This is a genomic window from Actinotignum schaalii FB123-CNA-2, assembly GCF_000411135.1.
In the GTDB taxonomy this organism is placed as follows: Bacteria; Actinomycetota; Actinomycetes; order Actinomycetales; family Actinomycetaceae; genus Actinotignum; species Actinotignum schaalii_A.
This window is the reverse complement of record NZ_KE150262.1, coordinates 335,743-352,230: the sequence shown is the minus strand read 5'-3', so window position 1 is coordinate 352,230 and position 16,488 is coordinate 335,743. Positions and strand designations below refer to the sequence as shown.

The 16,488-nt window shown below is 62.3% G+C and carries 12 protein-coding genes; 2 read left to right on the top strand and 10 right to left on the bottom strand.

Annotation, left to right across the window (positions count from 1 at the left end; genetic code table 11):
- Positions 1 to 90: 90 nt before the first annotated feature.
- Positions 91 to 702 (top strand): ABC transporter ATP-binding protein, encoded by a 612-nt coding sequence (locus HMPREF9237_RS01455; protein WP_016441940.1) that lies wholly within the window; start codon positions 91 to 93, stop codon positions 700 to 702.
- A gap of 2 nt (positions 703 to 704) precedes the next feature.
- Positions 705 to 3,083: a hypothetical protein gene (locus tag HMPREF9237_RS01450; RefSeq protein ID WP_016441939.1), complete on the top strand. Its 2,379-nt coding sequence runs from the start codon at positions 705 to 707 to the stop codon at positions 3,081 to 3,083.
- Between the two features lie 43 nt (positions 3,084 to 3,126).
- Here HMPREF9237_RS01450 and HMPREF9237_RS01445 read toward each other — a convergent pair whose 3' ends face one another.
- The 10 genes from HMPREF9237_RS01445 to HMPREF9237_RS01400 all read right to left on the bottom strand — a co-directional run bounded on the left by HMPREF9237_RS01445 (position 3,127) and on the right by HMPREF9237_RS01400 (position 16,396).
- On the bottom strand, positions 3,127 to 3,486 hold the full coding sequence (locus HMPREF9237_RS01445) for a fluoride efflux transporter FluC (RefSeq protein ID WP_016441938.1): 360 nt from the start codon (positions 3,484 to 3,486) through the stop codon (positions 3,127 to 3,129).
- Positions 3,483 to 3,923 carry a fluoride efflux transporter FluC gene (locus HMPREF9237_RS08760; protein ID WP_016441937.1) on the bottom strand — a complete coding sequence of 147 codons (441 nt, stop codon included), beginning with the start codon at positions 3,921 to 3,923 and terminating at the stop codon, positions 3,483 to 3,485. The genes HMPREF9237_RS01445 and HMPREF9237_RS08760 overlap by 4 nt, the downstream gene beginning before the upstream one ends.
- Before the next feature lie 34 nt (positions 3,924 to 3,957).
- Complete coding sequence (locus HMPREF9237_RS09395; protein WP_016441936.1) at positions 3,958 to 5,667, bottom strand: DUF2079 domain-containing protein; 1,710 nt, start codon at positions 5,665 to 5,667, stop codon at positions 3,958 to 3,960.
- Positions 5,668 to 5,676: 9 nt separating this feature from the next.
- Entirely contained in the window at positions 5,677 to 7,326 is a 1,650-nt protein-coding gene (locus tag HMPREF9237_RS01430; RefSeq protein ID WP_016441935.1) for a DUF2079 domain-containing protein, read from the bottom strand.
- Positions 7,326 to 10,121 (bottom strand): lysylphosphatidylglycerol synthase transmembrane domain-containing protein, encoded by a 2,796-nt coding sequence (locus tag HMPREF9237_RS01425; protein ID WP_016441934.1) that lies wholly within the window; start codon positions 10,119 to 10,121, stop codon positions 7,326 to 7,328. The genes HMPREF9237_RS01430 and HMPREF9237_RS01425 overlap by 1 nt, the downstream gene beginning before the upstream one ends.
- A 49-nt stretch (positions 10,122 to 10,170) precedes the next feature.
- A complete protein-coding gene (locus tag HMPREF9237_RS01420; RefSeq protein ID WP_016441933.1) occupies positions 10,171 to 12,666 on the bottom strand; it encodes a heavy metal translocating P-type ATPase in 2,496 nt (831 codons plus the stop codon).
- Positions 12,667 to 12,780: 114 nt separating this feature from the next.
- Positions 12,781 to 13,026, bottom strand: a complete 246-nt coding sequence (locus HMPREF9237_RS01415) for a heavy-metal-associated domain-containing protein (RefSeq protein WP_016441932.1) — start codon at positions 13,024 to 13,026, stop codon at positions 12,781 to 12,783.
- Positions 13,027 to 13,145: 119 nt separating this feature from the next.
- Positions 13,146 to 14,093: a BsuBI/PstI family type II restriction endonuclease gene (locus tag HMPREF9237_RS01410; protein ID WP_016441931.1), complete on the bottom strand. Its 948-nt coding sequence runs from the start codon at positions 14,091 to 14,093 to the stop codon at positions 13,146 to 13,148.
- Positions 14,090 to 15,529 carry an Eco57I restriction-modification methylase domain-containing protein gene (locus HMPREF9237_RS01405; protein WP_016441930.1) on the bottom strand — a complete coding sequence of 480 codons (1,440 nt, stop codon included), beginning with the start codon at positions 15,527 to 15,529 and terminating at the stop codon, positions 14,090 to 14,092. The genes HMPREF9237_RS01410 and HMPREF9237_RS01405 overlap by 4 nt, the downstream gene beginning before the upstream one ends.
- A gap of 183 nt (positions 15,530 to 15,712) precedes the next feature.
- Positions 15,713 to 16,396, bottom strand: a complete 684-nt coding sequence (locus HMPREF9237_RS01400; protein ID WP_016441929.1) for a DedA family protein — start codon at positions 16,394 to 16,396, stop codon at positions 15,713 to 15,715.
- Between the last annotated feature and the right edge of the window lie 92 nt (positions 16,397 to 16,488).

The following is a 16,488-nucleotide window of genomic DNA, read 5'->3' as shown; positions in this document are numbered from 1 at the left end:
GGTTGTCGGGTCGATATGATGGGGGTCAGCGGCCATTGCGGGGTATCTCCTTTCGAGGATAGGTAAGAGTTGATTCGAAAGGTACCCGCGATGGTCGCCTTTGTGCATGCCGACACGAGGATCACCGCGGGATACAGATACACCACACTAACGGACGCAACCGGTAAAACCACGCTCTTCCGCATTCTTGCCCGCGAGTTAGAACCTGACGCGGGAAAAATAGTCATCGCAGGCAAAGACCTTGCCAGCATTTCACCGCGTGAATTGCGTGCTTCCGTCATGTGCCGGATTTTCCAGGACTATCTTCTCATTCCGTTTTTATCACCCCTCGACAACCTTCTTCTAGCGGCTGAAATCACCACGGGTCGCTCAGGTAAAAAAGATAAAAAACGTGCCCTTGAGCTTTTAGACCGCGTGGGGCTAACGGAGCATGCGTATAGGAACGTTGATTTACTCTCGGGTGGTGAACAGCAACGAGTCGCTATCGCACGAGCATTAATGGGCTCGGCGCGAATCCTCCTTGCGGATGAACCCACCGGGGCGCTTGACCGTGACAACACTGAACATATAGCTCTTTTGCTCGCTGACCTTGCTCACGAAGAGGGGCTTATTGTTATTGCAGGTACTCACGATAGCCAGTTCGCTGCTCATGCTGATGCCATTGTTCGCATCAGTGAGCATCAGCTGATTCTGGAGTCGTGATCATGGGTAAACAGCGCGTCCTCCTCATCCTAAAAATGGCGGGGCAACGTTCTTTCGCTACCTTGCGAACCGCAGTCCTGGCACTCATTGCCGTAGCGCTAGCGGTCACGGTGGCTGCCTGTGCATCCGCACATGGGCGTGCGGTGGAACGTGGTGCTACGGCTTCGTTTGGCTTGTATTTCCAGCAAGTGACGGGAAATGCCGCAGTACAAAGCTATATGGAAAAGCTTGGGAACAGCGGTCGCGCGGTGGCCCTTTCCCGAACCCGGGCGAATCTTCTCTCTGCACAAACCCAAAGCGCCACGGTTGCTGATGTGACTATGACCAGCGGTCCGGCAAACATCGGAGTATTGCGCCAGGGAAATTATCCGGTGCGGCCGGGTGACATTTCCATCAGCGCGGAAGCTGCCCGGCAATTAAACCTGAGCGTGGGTGATGTTCTTCAACTCATCGATACTCAGGCCGCAGAAGGGGAGAATACCGGAACCGCTGCGGAATTCCGGGTGACTGGCGTGACCGAAAACCCCGCCTCCATTCGGGAGCTAAGCGGCGTTGCATTGACGGATAGCTCGGATGTACTCGGTCAAGCCGATGTGTGGCTCACCAACGAACCGTTGGCGCCGATTGAAGTTGAGCTTACCCGCGGTGGCGGTCAGGCGACGACAGCCGCGGTAACGTCGGCACGAATGGGCGCATACACACTCAGCAATCAGACTATCCCACCGCAACTGGCATGGTTTATGGGCTTGGTGATGCTCAGCGTGGTGATCGTGACTCTCTACGGATCGGGCCGGTCGCGAAGGCGTGAGATCTACCGGATCCTCCTTTCTCTGGGTGATACCCAATGGAAGGCTTCCGTAACCACGTGTGCATCCGCCACAGTGACCGCCCTGGCCGGAGGGATTCTCGGGTGGGGTAGTGCTGCCGCGGCACACGTGAGCTTTGCTGGGGCCCTCGGAGAGTATGTCGAACAGCGCTGGGAAGAACCGGAATGGGGAGCCATTAACTCAACAGCGGTAGCGGTGCTTCTTCTCGTGCTTATCGGTGGTGTGCTCGCCGCTGGCGCGACGGTTTTCTTCGAGGCACACCGGCACCGCAGAAAACTGCACGGTGAGGTATTTTCACGGCGGCTGTTATTTGGGATTGGGATTATCGGCACGGTGCTCACCGTAGCTTTCGTCGCAGCACGGCAACTGTATATCTTCCCTTACGGGCACTACGCGGCGATGATTGCGGGTGCTTTGAGCATTCCGAGTCTCGCCTACGCACTTCAGCCTGGAAGCCGGCGTTACCCTGTCACCGCGCGTCTGGCACAGCGGATGCAGAAAATGGCGTTATTGGGTATGGCTGTGGTTTTTGTCCTTTCCTATTACGCTTCCCTCTACGCGAGTAGTGTGGCGGTGCTAAGTAACTGGACTAGCCGTCAGGTGAGCGGCGAAACAAGTTATCTCTCCATCACGGGTGCTAATAAAAACGCGGTCGATAATCTGATGCAGCGCTACCCAGAAATCTCGGAGCGCACCGCTATTTTCGGTGACGTAGCAACACACGACCGGATGTATAGAATCGTGGATTCTGCGGGAGCTCCGTGCATTAAAAGCGCATCTGATCTGGGTGATTGCCCTACCGCGGCACTGGACTTGGTCATGGTCGCTTCTGGTGGGCTTCTTGACCGTGGGTACGTTAACCACGCTCCGGCTTCTTTTGTTTCCGAAAGTGGGGCGACGACGCTACTCGGAATCGCGCTCTCTGACGGGCAGGTAACCGAGACTTTTACGGCTGATGGTCTTATCGCGGATGAGCGCCTGGAAAACAACGTGCTCAGCGGTTTGATTCTCCCACCCGATTCTCCGCTACTCACGCAGTTAGGCGTGGGGGAACCATATTCTTATACGGTTATTATTTTTGGCTTCGGAAGCCTTTCTGATGAAGTCCGCGACGGTATCCGCTCCACGGTATTACTGGAAGCGCCCTTCGCGTTCCTTGTTGATCCAGATGAACCAGGAATACGGCAATTGAAGGCGCAAGCGGTAGTGCGCCAGCTGCTGGCCCTTTTGGTAGCTCCCGTCGTGCTGCTAGCAACAGTGACGGCCGTAGTCTCTGAACAGACGACGGAACGTCGGCTCATTGAGCTGGGCGGCGGAGGGAATCGCGCTCGCTGGCGTTTGGCGGCTCCGTTGATCACCAGCTACGTGCTCAGCCTTGGATCCGGGGTTGTTCTTGGCCGGTTGGCCGCAATGGACCGCCTGCCCTTCACGTATTCTCCGGTGACGCATGACTATGGATGGTTGTGGGCGCTCACGCTCGTGGGGTTGCTTGCCGTACTTCCGGCGCTCCGATTAGGAATCCGACCTTTCGCAGAAAATGCGAACCGCCGGTGAGCTCCCTAGCGTATCGCTTCATAAGAACTCACTCTACCCGGCTCTACCCGAGCGCCAGGCCGGCGAAGAAGGCTGCGATGCCGAGGAGGAAATTCCCGAGCAGGAGGCTGATGCAGGCCCAGTAGCGGCGCTTTTCGAAGAGGCTGAGGGCGTCGGTCATCGCCGTCGAAAAAGTAGTGAAACCACCCAAAAAACCGGTGGTGACGTAAAGACTGTACGGACCGATCCAGGCGGAAAGTGCCCCGCCGCCGGTCACGAGCCCGAAGAGGAAACAGCCGATCACATTCACCGTGAAAATCCCGGCCGGCCACGTCGGCTTGAAACGCGCGGTGAGGAAAGAATCGAGAATCCCGCGGCACAGGGCACCCAGCCCACCGGCTAGACCAAGAAGCAGGAGCGTCATGCTGCATCACCACCCGCGCGCCGGCGTAGCGCGAGGAAGTGCCGGCCCAGCGCTCTCCCGCAGGCCATCCCGGCGAAAGCCAGCAGAAAACCACCGAAAAGAGTGCCTCCCGCAGCCAGGCCGGCCAGGCGCGCCAGCTCGCTAGGCGCCCCGCTGAGAACCTCGCCGGTGGCCAAGTGGGCGCTGAGCGCTACGAAACTCGAATAGGTGGTGAAACCACCGCAAAAACCGGTGCCGAGTAGCAGCCGCAGCCGGGCCCCGTACCGATGCGTGCCCGTGGTGAAGAAGCCGGTGATGAGGCCGAGGAGGAACGCCCCCGCAAGATTGACGATAATCGGCGCCGCCACGCTCGGGACAAGTGCGCGTGCTACCGTGCCGGCCCCGCCACCGAGGAAAACGAGGAGCAGCCCGGTCGCGTCGCGATAGAGCGGGCGCACGGAAGACGTTGAGGTAGATCTAGATGCAGCCGTGTTATTTTCCTTCCTCGCGCGCGGGGGCTTCGCCGGGCAGCACGGTCACGTAGCCGCCTTTATCGCTCGCAATATGCCAGGTACCCCCGAAGGTGGTGCTGGCCCAGTTGAGGATCTGCTGCGCATCCCCGTGCTTGGCTTTCGATTGGGGCGCGAAGACCACGGCGTTCGCCCCGGCATTCCCGCGGGTTCCCTCCCAGTACACCGTATTATTCGGCACCAGGTAGGCAAGCATATGAATATCGGTAACCACGTGGGAACCATCCGGCACTGCGGCCAGGGCTTCCCGCGCGCCGGCGCGCTCCTCTGCGCTCGCTCCGTCATAACGCCCCTGGATCCACCAGCCCACCGCATTGGTGCGGGTACCGATCAGCGTGGCAATCAAGCTGGTCGCCAGGGCGAGCGCAATCAAGCCGCGCTTGACGTGCCCGCTGCGTGCACTGCACTCGCTGCGCGTGCCGGATCCACTGCGCGTGGCGCGTTCGCCGCGCGGGGTGCACTCGCCATGCGTCGCCTGCTCGGCATGCCCACGCCGCGCCCGAAGCCTTATAGAACGCTCCAGCCGCCCTAGCCCATCGAGCAGCGCAATGGTGGCAATGGGCATGAGCACGGCGGAATAATGCCAGTCCAGGCCCCAGTAGTACTCCACGTTTCCGGTGAAACGCCAGGCCAGGGTCGGGATCATGAGAAGGATCCACGGGCTGGTCAGCCCCACCACCCCGGCACTGCCCAACAGCACCGCCAGTGTGATGAGTTTCGTGCGCGCGCCGGTGAAAAACCCGGCATCGCCCGTGAGACGATCTGTGTAATCCCAGGCGCCGTCCGGATTGAAAGCCGGCAGGAGCACCCAGATAGAAAGTACAAACCACACCGCTCCCCATATCGCCAGGCCCACCGCACAGCGCCCCGCGGGGGTGCGCCACGCGGTGGCTAAGCGCGCTCGCGGTGCTGGCCCGCGCCGCTGCGGCGCGGCGTCGTCGTGCTGCTCCGTTACTCCCCGCGCCGTTTCCGTGACGTTGCGGCCCGCGCCCGGTGCGCTACTGTTCTGCACCGCCGCGCCGCAGACCGCCCGCCTCTGCGCGAAAAACTCCGCCAGTAGCGCGGCCACACCGAAAGCGATGAGCGTGAGGCCGAGGTCTTCTTTGACGAAAACGAGAATGCCGAGCGGGAGCGCGGCGCGGCGGTAGCGGCCTTCCACCCAGGCCGTCAGCCCGTAGGCGAGGAGGGGCACCGCGAAGGCGATCTCGTGGAATTGCGCGGCTACCGCGGCTGAAAGCCCCCAGGACACCGCGTAGAGCAGGCCGAAAGCGGTCCCCGCCCCGGCCCCGCAGCGTGCCCGCGCCAGGCGGGTGAGCGGAATAGCGGACACCGCGAAGAGCGCGTTTTGCACAATAAGCAGGGTGGCGCCGCTGGGCCACAGCGCGAAAATCGGGCCGAGCACCACCAGGATGGGATGGAAATGATCGCCCCACAGGTTGAAGCCGGGGCCTTTAATATCCACGATGGGGGCTTCGAGATGCGCGTAACGCTGGGCGAGCTGCGTGAAAATACCCAGGTCCCAGGAGGACGTCTGCAAAGAAGCCCACTGATGCAGCGAAAAAGCGGTGAAAAGAATGAAACTGCCGAGCGCCACCAGGTAGGGCGCCGGGTCGGTGCGCAGCGGGCGGTACCAGGTCGCGGTGCGAGCCGGCGCCGTGCGGAGAGCCATCATATCCGTTCCTCACCTTCCGTCCGTGCCGTCGCGAGCCACCACCACATAGCCGGCTTCTTCCGTGACAATATGCCACTGTCCGCCAACTTTCGCGGTAATCCAGGCCACCACCTGGGCGCCGTCGCCGTGGTTGAGCCGGTTGGAGAACACCACCGTGTCAATATACGCGCCGCCGTAGCTGTGCTCCCAGTACACGGTATTACCTGGGACAACGTAGGCCATCATGACCACGTCGGCGAGGATATGCCGCCCGGTGCCGGCCGCCGCGACCGCAGCCCGGGCACCTTCGCGTTGCTCGGCGGTCTGGCTGGCGCCGTAATCGGAAAAATACACGTATTGCTGGGTATTGGAACGCCCCGTGAGCCAGGAGCCGAAGCCGTTGGAAGCGGTGCCGAGCACACTGGAAATCAACGCGAGGGCAAGGGCCGCCGCGGCCAGGCGGGGGCAGCGGGCCAGCACTCCCAGGGCATCGCGCTGCGCGGTTGCGGCCGAGGGAGCTTGAGATTCTTGTGCCTCCGGTAGTGGTACGACGACGCCGCGCGCACCCGCCCGCGCGAGCCCATCGGTCAGCGCGACGGCGATCATCGGCGCGAGCACAGCCGAATAATGCCACAAAATAGTCCAGTAGTAGGGGTTATCTCCCACGAAACGCCAGGCGAGAGTGGGTAGCAGTAGCGCGGCCCACGGGCTGCGCAGCCCCACGATTCCCAGGGCGGCAACGATATAGCAGAGGGTGCCCCAGCGGTTAGGCTCGAGGAGCATGCTCGCCAGGTCGAGGCCTTCGCGCACCCGCCCGGCATAATCCCATTGCCCGGAATTATTGAAAGCCGGGAGGATGACCTGGGTGGCGGCCAGGAACCAGGCGGTGCCCCAGGCGGCCAGGAAGGCGCCAATGCCGGCCAGTTCGCGCCAGTCGCGCGCGCCGTGGCTGCCGCGCTGCCGGGCACTGCCGTCCTCAGCCGCGCCACCGGCACCGGCCTCACCGCCGCGCCCGCGCCAGCTGAGCAGCGCCGCCAGCACCCCGAAGCAGGCCACCGTGAGGCCGAGGTCCTCCTTGACGAAAACCAGCAGGGATATGAGCACGGCAGCGCGCCGGTAGCGGCCTTCCAGCCAGGCGGTCAGCCCGAAAGCAAGCAAGGGCACCGCGAAGGCGATTTCGTGGAATTGCACCACGAGTGCGGAGGTGAGCCCCCAGCTGGCCGCGTAAGCCACCCCGATGAGGGTACCCGGCACGGCTCCCACCCGCGCGCGGGCGAAACGCGCGATGGGATACACCGACATCCCGAAGAGCACCGCTTGGAGGGCGAGCAGGCTCAACCCGGAAGGCCAGAGCCAGAACAGCGGCCCGGTCAGCAGCAAAATGGGATGGAAATGATCGCCCCACAGGTTGAAGCCCGGGCCTTTAATATCCACGATGGGTGGGAATTGCCGGCGGGCGTACCGGTCGGCCAGCTGGGTGAAAATACCCTGATCCCACGAAGGGGAGGAGAAGTTCACCCAGGTATACCAGGAAAAGAACATGTATACGGCGAAAGCCCCCGCGGCCAGCAGCAGCGCCGTCGTATCACAGTGGTTGCATGCCCACGCGCGCACCACGGCCGTTCGCGAAGGTGCCCGCGCCCCGCGCACTTCTAGCTCCCGCGCCGGCCCGCCGCGCATTAGATAATGTCCTTCTTCTGGAGGTGACGCAGCGCGAACCAACCGATGGGCACCCGCGCCCAGAAAGTGAGCAGGCGGTACAGGATCGCGGTGGAGAAGGCCACCGAATACGGCAGGCCCGCGATGGTGAGCCCGCCGGTGAGGGCCGCTTCCACCGGGCCGATGCCGCCGGGGGAGGGAACCAGGGAGCCCACCGAATTGGAAACCAGGTAGGTGATCGCCAGGGTGACCACCGGCAGGGTCTCCCCGAAGGCCGCCAGGGAGAAACCGAAGGCCGCCACGAAACTCACCGTCATGAGGAGGGAACCGCCGAAACCAGCAAGAATCCGGGAGGGATGGGTGGCGAGCCACACCACGCGCGGCCACACCTGCTCGATGGTGGGGCGCACCAGCTCAATGACCTTGCGGCGCAGCGGGCGAATGAAGTAGACGGCCGCGCCCAGGGCCGCCACCGCCGCCACAATGAGCATCACGGAGGTGCTCGGGATGGAAAGATTCCCGAAGTCGCCGGTGAGCAGTCCGAGGGCCAACAGCAGCAGCACCGTGGTAATAAACTGCGCGATCTGCACCAGGGACACGGTTGCTACCGCCACCGGAGTGGCTACCTGATTGCGTTGCAGATAGCGCAAATTGAGGGCGAGTGGCCCGATGCCGGCCGGCATAACCAAGCCCAGCACCGAGGCGGCGATCTGCACCTCGCTGGTTTCCCACAGCGGCAGGCGTTCGGCCGTGTAGGCCTTCAGGCACAGTGCCGCGCCCACGTAGGTCGCGAAACTGGCGATAAACGCGGCGAGCATCCACCACGGGTTGGCGCTGCGAATCGTTTCTTGCAGCTCGGTGAAATTAATGGAGCCGAGCAGAATGAAGATGGCAAGCACGCCGATGACGATGGTGATAATCGTCTTTGCGGAGAATTTGCGCAGCTGGATGGTCTGGGTGGCGGTGCCAATATCCTGCGGGAGGGCTTCCAGCAGGACTTCACGCATGCGCTGCACGCCTTTTTTATCCTCGAGTTCGGCCAGGGTTTGCGCCGGCATAATGGTGCGTTGCACGGTCGGTGCCACCGAGGAAAGCCGGTCGCGGGAAATGCAGCGCAGCGCGGAAGCGACGGCGCGCTCCGGGCCCACCGCCACCGCCTGCAGCAGGTAGAGCTGCGCCAAATCAATATGCCGGGAAAGCTCATTGGAAGAAAAACTACCGTTACGCCAATGGGTGATGAGGGCTTCGTCCCCGCGCACCGCGACCACCCCGGCGCGGATATCGTGGTGGGTGAGACCGCGTGCGTGCGCGCGTTCGAGCGTGGCCCACATGGAGTCCAGCGCCGCGTCGGAGATCTCTTCGGGCTCCAGATCCGTGAGGGGAACGGCCTCGATATCAGCAAAAGCGACGACGGCGGACGCGCCAGCCGCCGCGTAATGTGCATCGCGCCGCGGGGCCACCCCGGCGTTCACCGCGAGGGCTTCCATGAGGAGGGTGCGCTCGGCGGTTTCCTCCACGTTATCCCCGGTCCGCTGGGTGACCTGGGTGAGGGTGGCCCGCTGCCAGGCACTGGCAAGGCGCCCGAGGACCGCGCGATCCGAGTCAATAAGCGCGGCAACGTAATGGGCGCCGTTGGCCAAGCTAACCACGTAGTGGCGGGAATTGACATCCCCGATAAGCGGGTGGACGTCATGGCGGGCCCGGGTAATGAGGGCGCGCACGTTAATATCGTCCTCCGGTTCACCCAGCGGGTCGGCACCCGTAGCGCTCGCGGGAAGCGTGACCTCCTGTTCCGCGCTTGCCGCGGTGGTGAACGCGGCATCAGCCTGCCCGATGTGCCCGGTGAGGGCCTCGCGTAGCTCCTTGAGAATCGCGGTATCCACGTATCCGAGCGGGCCGGTCACGGGAACGGACCACGCGTGCATATCGGCGTCGTCGCCCGCATCCACGCGGATAATGCTGTGCGCGTCCAAGCCGGCGCGGCGAATGAGAGTGACGACGGCGGCGCCGGTGGCGCGGTCGGGCGAATCCCCAAAAGCGTAGAGAGCGAAATAGCCGCAGGCCATCCCCACGAACACGGTGGTGAGCGCGCCGGTCAGGGTTTGGGCACCCTGGAGCACGGAAAGTACCAGCACGATTCCCAGCGCCCACCAGCCGGTGCGCACCAGCCGGCCCTGACGTTCGGAGGCCGCCACCACCAGGATGGTGGCGATAATCGAAACGTAGGGGAGCATGCCCACGGCTGCTTGTTCTTGGATGGTATCCGAGAGGTCGATGGTGATTTGGGAGGTGGGCATGAAGCGCTCGAAAAGCCACAGGGAGCCGTAGCAGATGGCGAGCGCGCCGGCCATGGCGACCAGCGCGGTCACGAGGGTGCGCCAGCGCCGGTAGCGGATGATATCGAAGAAAAGCAGGAGGGGGAGGAAGAGCGAGACGAGGCCCTCGAGCACGTTAATCGGCATGGAGAAAATGGTGCGGAGGGTATCCGGGGCGGCGTTGGCGACGTCGTGCGTGACGGCCACGGTGGTGGTGTAGCCGAAGCGGGAGATGAGGAGCATCCCGGCGATGGCCAGGGTGAAGAGGATGCCGCGCAGCAGGTTGGCGGGGCGGCGGGTCCAGCGCGCAATTTCGTCCACGAGGAGGACGCGATGCACGGCAGGTTCGGTGTGCACGGCAGGTTCGGCGCGCGCTTCGGGCGCGCTTACCGCGAGTGCAGGTGCGGCAGCGGAGGCCTGCGCTTCCGGCGCGCTTACCGCAGCCGGGGCGGGTTGTACCTCCGCCGGCTGAACCGGGCTCGTTTCCTCGTTGTGGCGCACCAGCCCAGTCTAGTAGATGGGTAGTACTTTCTCCTGTGACCCGGCAGGGCTACTCAGCCCGGCGCAGCCGCAGCGAATTGAGCACCACGATAACCGAGCTGGCAGCCATAGCCGCGGCGGCCAAACCCGGCAGGATAATCCCGGCCACCGCCGCCGGAATAGCAATGAGGTTGTAGCCGAAAGCCCAGGCCAGATTCTGGCGGATAACCCGCAAGGTGGCGGCGGAGATGCGTAGCGCCGCTCCCACATTGCGCAGATCGGAGTTCACGATGGTGATATCGGAGGCGGCCTTGGCCACGTCCGTGCCCGAGCCCATGGCGATGGAGAGGTCCGCGGCGGCCAGAGCTGCGGCGTCGTTCACCCCATCCCCGACCATCGCAACCCGCCGGCCCTCCGCGCGGGCCGCTTCCACTACCCGAACCTTGTCGGCGGGGAGAACCTCGGCGTGCACGACCTCGATTCCGGCGGCCCGGGCCACCGCCCGCGTGGTGGCAGCGTTATCCCCGGAGGCCAGAATAGGAGTGAGGCCCAGGTTTTTGAGTTCGGCGACGGCCGCGGCGGAGGCGGGGCGCAGCTGGTCACGCACCGTGATAAGGGCGAGCGCCTCATCGCCGCGCGCCAGCATCACCAGGGACGCCCCGCCGCTCGCGACTTCTTCCAGCGTGCTCTCCCAACCGGACACATCCACTCCGGCTTCGCGCAAGGCACGTGGCGAGGCCGCGTAGTAGTGCTGCCCGCCGATGGTGGCGCGCACGCCCCGCCCGGCCAGATTCTCAAAATCGGTGGCGGGGCTAAGCTCCACGCCTTCCTCGCGGGCCCGGGCCACGATGGCGCGGGCAAGAGGATGCTCGGAATAGTTTTCCACGCTCGCGGCCAGGGCAAGCGCTTCTTTATGAGCGGCGACGGCGCCGCTACCGCCACGTGCCCCGGCAGGTGGGAGGAGCACCCGGTCCACGGCCATGGTTCCGGTGGTGAGGGTGCCGGTTTTATCCAGAATAATGGTGTTGACGCTGTGGGCGCTTTCCAGGGTTTCCGGGCCGTGGATAAGGATGCCGCGCTGGCTAGCCCGCCCGGAACCCACCATCAGAGCGGTGGGAGTGGCCAAGCCTAGAGCGCAAGGGCAGGCCACCACCAGCACCGTAATGGCGGTCATGATGGCTAGATCGAGGGGGTTACCGAGCGCCAGGCGCACCCCGAACGTTACGAGCGCAATGAGGATAACCGCGGGCACAAATACTGCGGAAACCCGGTCCGCCAGCGCCTGCACGGGGGCTTTCCCGGATTGTGCGCGGGTGAGGAGGCGGCCCATCTGGGCCAGGGTGGTATCGCGGCCCACCCGGGTGGCCCGCACCCGGATCGCGCCCGCGGTGGTGAGGGTTGCCCCGGTGACTTTATCGCCCGGGCCCACGTCAATCGGGGTGGATTCGCCGGTGAGGAGGCTGGCATCCACCGCGGTAGTCCCGGAGACCACCACCCCGTCGGTCGCAATTTTCGTGCCGGGGGCCACGAGGAATTCGTCCCCGACGGCCAGGTCGCTGGCAGGAATAATTTCATCAACATCCGCGCCGGAAGCGGTGCGTACCCGGCGTGCGTCGTCGGCCCCTAAAGCGAGGAGGGACCGCAGTGCATCGCCCGCGCTGCGGCGCGAGCGGGTCTCCAGCCAGCGCCCCAGCAGGAGGAACGTGACGATCATGGCCGCGGTTTCGAAATACACGTGGGAGCCGTGCGCGGCGCCGGTGGTGAGCGCGTGAATCCCGGTCATGGACATGCGGTAGTTCGCGCCGCCGGCCCCGCCCCACAGCAGCGCCCAGATGGACCAGCCCAGCGAGGCCAGGGTGCCTAGTGAGATCAACGTGTCCATGGTGGTGGAGCCGTGGCGGAGCGCGGCGGCGGCCGAACGGTGGAAGGGCCAGCCGCACCAGAGCGCGATCGGGAGGGTGAGCGCGCCGATGACCCACTGCCAGTACGGGAATTGCAGGGCCGGGATCATGGAGAGCGCCACCACGGGGATAGAGAGGGCTAGCGAGATCCAGAAACGCTGGCGCAGCGAGGCGATGCGGGCGCTTGCCTGGGCGTCGGCTGCTTCACGCGTAGCGGCTGCTGCGCGAACCGATTCGGCGTGCGTGTTGGAGTTGGTGATGGCCGGGTGTGCGGCGTCGTGCGGATCGGTAGTGCCCGCGCGGGCGCCCGCGCTTGTAGTGGTACCGCTCCCGGCCGTGGGGGTGAGGTCCGTGCGGGAAATGAGCCGGGCTTCGTATCCGGCCGCGCTCACCTGGGTGAGGAAATCGGCGGTCTCCAGCTGCGCCCCGGTTTCGCTGAGTTCGAGGCGGGCTTCGTCGGTGGCGAGGTTGACGGAGGCGCGTACTCCGGGCATTTTATTGAGTTTCTTTTCCACGCGCGCCACGCAGGAAGCGCAGGTCATCCCGGAAATCGCGAGGTTTACTTCGGCAACGGGGGCGGCGTCAAGATTTTCGGTCGCGGTGCTCGTGGTGTTCCGTGCGGTGTGGAACGACGGCGCAGCTGCGGCCTGTGGGGGCTCGGACACAGAAAAATCTCCTTACGTGGGCGCACTTAGGTGGGCTGCCGCGGGTGGTGGTCCGCGGTAGCGGGTGCTTATCACGGCAGCGGGTGCCTAAAAATATGTGCGAGCGAGTGGTATTTAGCGGATGATCTCGGTCACGGTGTAGTCGCCGGCTTCGGCTACCGCGGCTGTGAGGTCCTCGTCGGAAAAATCATGCGGGGTGTAGACGAGCACCGAGGAGGTGCCTTCCGGGTTCAGGGTGACGAGTACGCTGTTGACATCCGGGAGAGCATCGAGTTCTGCGCTCACGTGTTTGACGCAGTTTTCGCAGTTCATTCCGGTGACTTTCAGCTCGATAGTGCGATCAAATTCTTCTGTTGCCATGGTGCGCCTCCTTCTTCGGCCCCGAGGTGGGGTGCACCCGGTTTAACACGAATCTACGCGGTGCTATTCCCGCTTATCCACAAGCCCAGCAGTGGCGAATCTTTCTGCTCGAGTGGTTTTTATCCATGTGTTTCATTGTATGGCCCGAGGAATCGCTTGCCATTGAAATGAATCATATGCGTTGGATCGGTAGCGACCCACGCTTCTGTTTCCCATGCAAGATCGGTCAGGAACCTGCGCATAGTGACTAAATCCGGAAAACAGGATACGTAGACGAGATCTGCTGTACAGGAGGCGAAAAGTCGTGACAATTCGCTTTTGCGGGTGTGATCAACCGGGCCGTGTGTGGAAGCAGCTTCCATAAGGAACAGCCAATTTTTACCCGGGTCATAGGCGATCAGATCGGGAAGTTTTCCGTGTGTATCGAGCTGAACTCCGAGCAATCGCAGCCGCTCTTCGTCGAAGACCAGAAGTTTCGAATCGGCATCTCCTAAGTACAACACTTCGCCGCCAGGAATGAAGAAGCCGCAGAAATCCTCAACAATGGCTTTCAGGAGAGTATTTTGCCCACCACCTTTGAGGCTTATGCCTTTTCCGTTCGGGAGAGTCACAGGAATCCGAGTGAGCTCTCTGGCTTGGGCATATCGCGTAGCAAGCCCGGGCATATCGGCGAGGTACTCAGCAACAGCAGCATCAAAATCAGGAGTTCCGAATTGGCGTATCGCAGGTACCGCTTCGGGGTTGAGGCGGTAGTTATTCAGGGACGAATTTGTTGGGCGCGATGGATCGTCGTCGTTATAAAGACAAAATCCTGCCTCAATGAACTGGTGCAGAACAAACCTACGTACTGTTTCACGTGAGTTTTCAGCAATCGGATAGTCAAGTTTTTCGCGCATCCAGTCCAGGATGGCTCGCACGCCCATCCTCTTGGTGGTTGCCTTTACCCAGGGTGTGTGTGCATCTACACCGGCTAATGCCATGAGCGCACGCCCGGACATGGCGTTTGTGCGCTTGTCGTCGAATTCCAGAGCCCTCAAGATGGCGCGCGCTTCTTCTAAAGTACTCATGCTGCTTTTACGCTCCCGTCACATAAGTGCTGTACGTTCAGCGCTGGATTGCCGTTCTGCCGGGCAAGGGTGGTCAGCGCATGGCGGTCTGGGAATTTCAGGAGGCGCAGATCGGTGGCATTTACTTGAGTATGGCCACTGAAAACACGGAAGTAGGCATCAATCTGCGGGGAGTTAAGCCAGAGTGCGATCCCGCGGGCCAGCACCGGATCGAGGCCGCCACCGGATTCGTGGATGTAATTGAGCTTATTGTCAAAAGCCGAGGGTTCTGCGCTGGTCCAAACGGCCGATATAATCCTGCGCGCTTCTTCTTTGGAGGAGAATCTTTTTACCAGCACATAGCTGCCGGCTGGGCATAGCAGTTTTAGCCCGGCACTATCTACCGGGTTAATCCACTGCGGCTTCGACAGTGTGGCTCGCGGATGAACAACCCGGTGATCGACGATATTCGCCGGGTAGATCAAGCGTTGAGAGTGAAGGTTGGGATTGGGATGCACTATTTCTTTGCGGCGAAAACCAACCACCTTGCCAGTTGAAACACTGAGTCCAAGATCGGCCAGGGTATAGGGGAAACTTTCCATCCAGGAAACCGCATCGCTATCGCTTTGCGAGGCCGGCACAAAAATAGCGTTGGACCGGATGACCTCCGCGGCTGATACGGTACGTTCACGAACCGGAGCGTAAGCATCCATGGAAGAACGGATGAGGATCCGATTCTCTTGGATTCCCGCGCTCACACACATAATGATCGACTCTTGCAGGACATCCATATCCCCAAAAATCAGGGAGCGGGACTCGAAGATGTGAATGGCGTCAAGGGAAACCCTGCTGGCGAGATCCTTACGGAAGCGTGAATAGTAGGTGCCATTCATCCACGAGCGTGGCGAAATAACCACCATCTGGCCCCGTGGCGTCAATTGGCGAATTCCCAGTGCCATGAAGGCCGCATACACGTTAGGAACCTGGATTCCATGCGCGCGCAGCGCTACATCATCCGGGCTGCCCACGCGGAGTTTGTGATACGGAGGATTCTGAATAATGAGATCGAAATATTGCCCCGCACGCGCAGCCCATTCGATGTAATTTTCCGGCACAAGCGTGACCGTGGCACCCAAGTGTGCGCAGTCCGCCAGGGCTTCCCTCAGCGCGGGGAGAAGAACTGGATCGTTCTCAACCGCGGTGATCTCAAGCGTGAGATTCGGGTGGGCCGCGCGCAGATAACTAGCCACCGCAACGCTGAGCATTCCGGTTCCTGCACCGGGATCAAGGATTCGGATCACGCCAGATTCCGGCAAATGCGACATCCGCGCCATCCGTGCCATGATGTCAGCAACGGCCGGCGGGGTGAAGAACTGCCCGCGCGCTGCTTGTTCGGCGGAATCCAGGCAGGCTAGAGCGGCATCACGCCTGTGTTCAGCCCGCTCCATCATCTCCATGGGGCAATCCTAACGTAGGGCCCCGACACAAAATATGCCCAGATTCGCATACCCCGGAGAGGCATTTGCAGTGCTGTCCTACCGTTAGCAGGCGCCCTACGCTACCATTAGCCGGGTTTCTATCCTACTTTTAGCCGGACTTCTACGCTACTTTTAGCCGAAATTGCTTGAGGGTTCCACTTTCTAACGTCCGCGCCGGTTCACAACCACGCGGTGAATAATCCATCCCACCGCGATCACCAGGCAGACCACCGCCACGATCTTCGCGAAAATCCCGACGTAATCTTCCACGATGGTCCAATTCGCACCGAGCAGGTAACCGGCGTAAATCAGAATCGTATTCCAGATCGCCGAGCCCACCGCCGTCAGCGCGGTAAATTTCAGCATCCCCATATTCGTCACGCCGGCGGGAAGTGAAATAAGGGAGCGGAAAATCGGTACCATGCGCCCGAAGAACACGGTCCAACTGCCGTGCTTATCGAACCAGGCCTCGGTTTTATCCACATCGGATTGTTTGGTGAGCGGGAACCACAGCAGAATTTTGCGGGTGCGTTCCCGCCCGAGCCAGGCGCCCAGCCCGTACAGCAGCCAGGCCCCCGCCAGCGAACCTGCGGTACACCACAGAATCGCGCCGATAAGCGTCATATTCGAGGTGGGGGAGGAGGCCGTGAACCCGGCCAGCGGCAAAATCACCTCGGAAGGCAGCGGCGGAAAAATATTTTCCAGCGCAATAAGAAGCGCCGCCCCGAACCCGCCGATAGCGTCCATCACACTGACCACCCAGCCGGTGATCCCGCCCATCGCGCCCGGGTCACCGCCCGGCGCCGGTGCGGTCGCCAGGACACTCGTCCATGCTGCTACGTTCACGCTTCTCCTCCGGTTGCGAACGCCGCGAAGTGCGGCATATATGCCGTATTTGTTACGACGACGCCGCCGCGCTGCCGCGCGGCCTGCCGGCT

Bases quoted from the DNA above. Each gene is read 5' to 3' on its own strand.
- HMPREF9237_RS01455 (WP_016441940.1), top strand. From the start codon at position 91: ATGGTCGCCTTTGTGCATGCCGACACGAGGATCACCGCGGGATACAGA.
- HMPREF9237_RS01450 (WP_016441939.1), top strand. From the start codon at position 705: ATGGGTAAACAGCGCGTCCTCCTCATCCTAAAAATGGCGGGGCAACGT.
- HMPREF9237_RS01445 (WP_016441938.1), bottom strand. From the start codon at position 3,486: ATGACGCTCCTGCTTCTTGGTCTAGCCGGTGGGCTGGGTGCCCTGTGC.
- HMPREF9237_RS09395 (WP_016441936.1), bottom strand. From the start codon at position 5,667: ATGATGGCTCTCCGCACGGCGCCGGCTCGCACCGCGACCTGGTACCGC.
- HMPREF9237_RS01430 (WP_016441935.1), bottom strand. From the start codon at position 7,326: ATGCGCGGCGGGCCGGCGCGGGAGCTAGAAGTGCGCGGGGCGCGGGCA.
- HMPREF9237_RS01415 (WP_016441932.1), bottom strand. From the start codon at position 13,026: ATGGCAACAGAAGAATTTGATCGCACTATCGAGCTGAAAGTCACCGGA.
- HMPREF9237_RS01410 (WP_016441931.1), bottom strand. From the start codon at position 14,093: ATGAGTACTTTAGAAGAAGCGCGCGCCATCTTGAGGGCTCTGGAATTC.
- HMPREF9237_RS01405 (WP_016441930.1), bottom strand. From the start codon at position 15,529: ATGGAGATGATGGAGCGGGCTGAACACAGGCGTGATGCCGCTCTAGCC.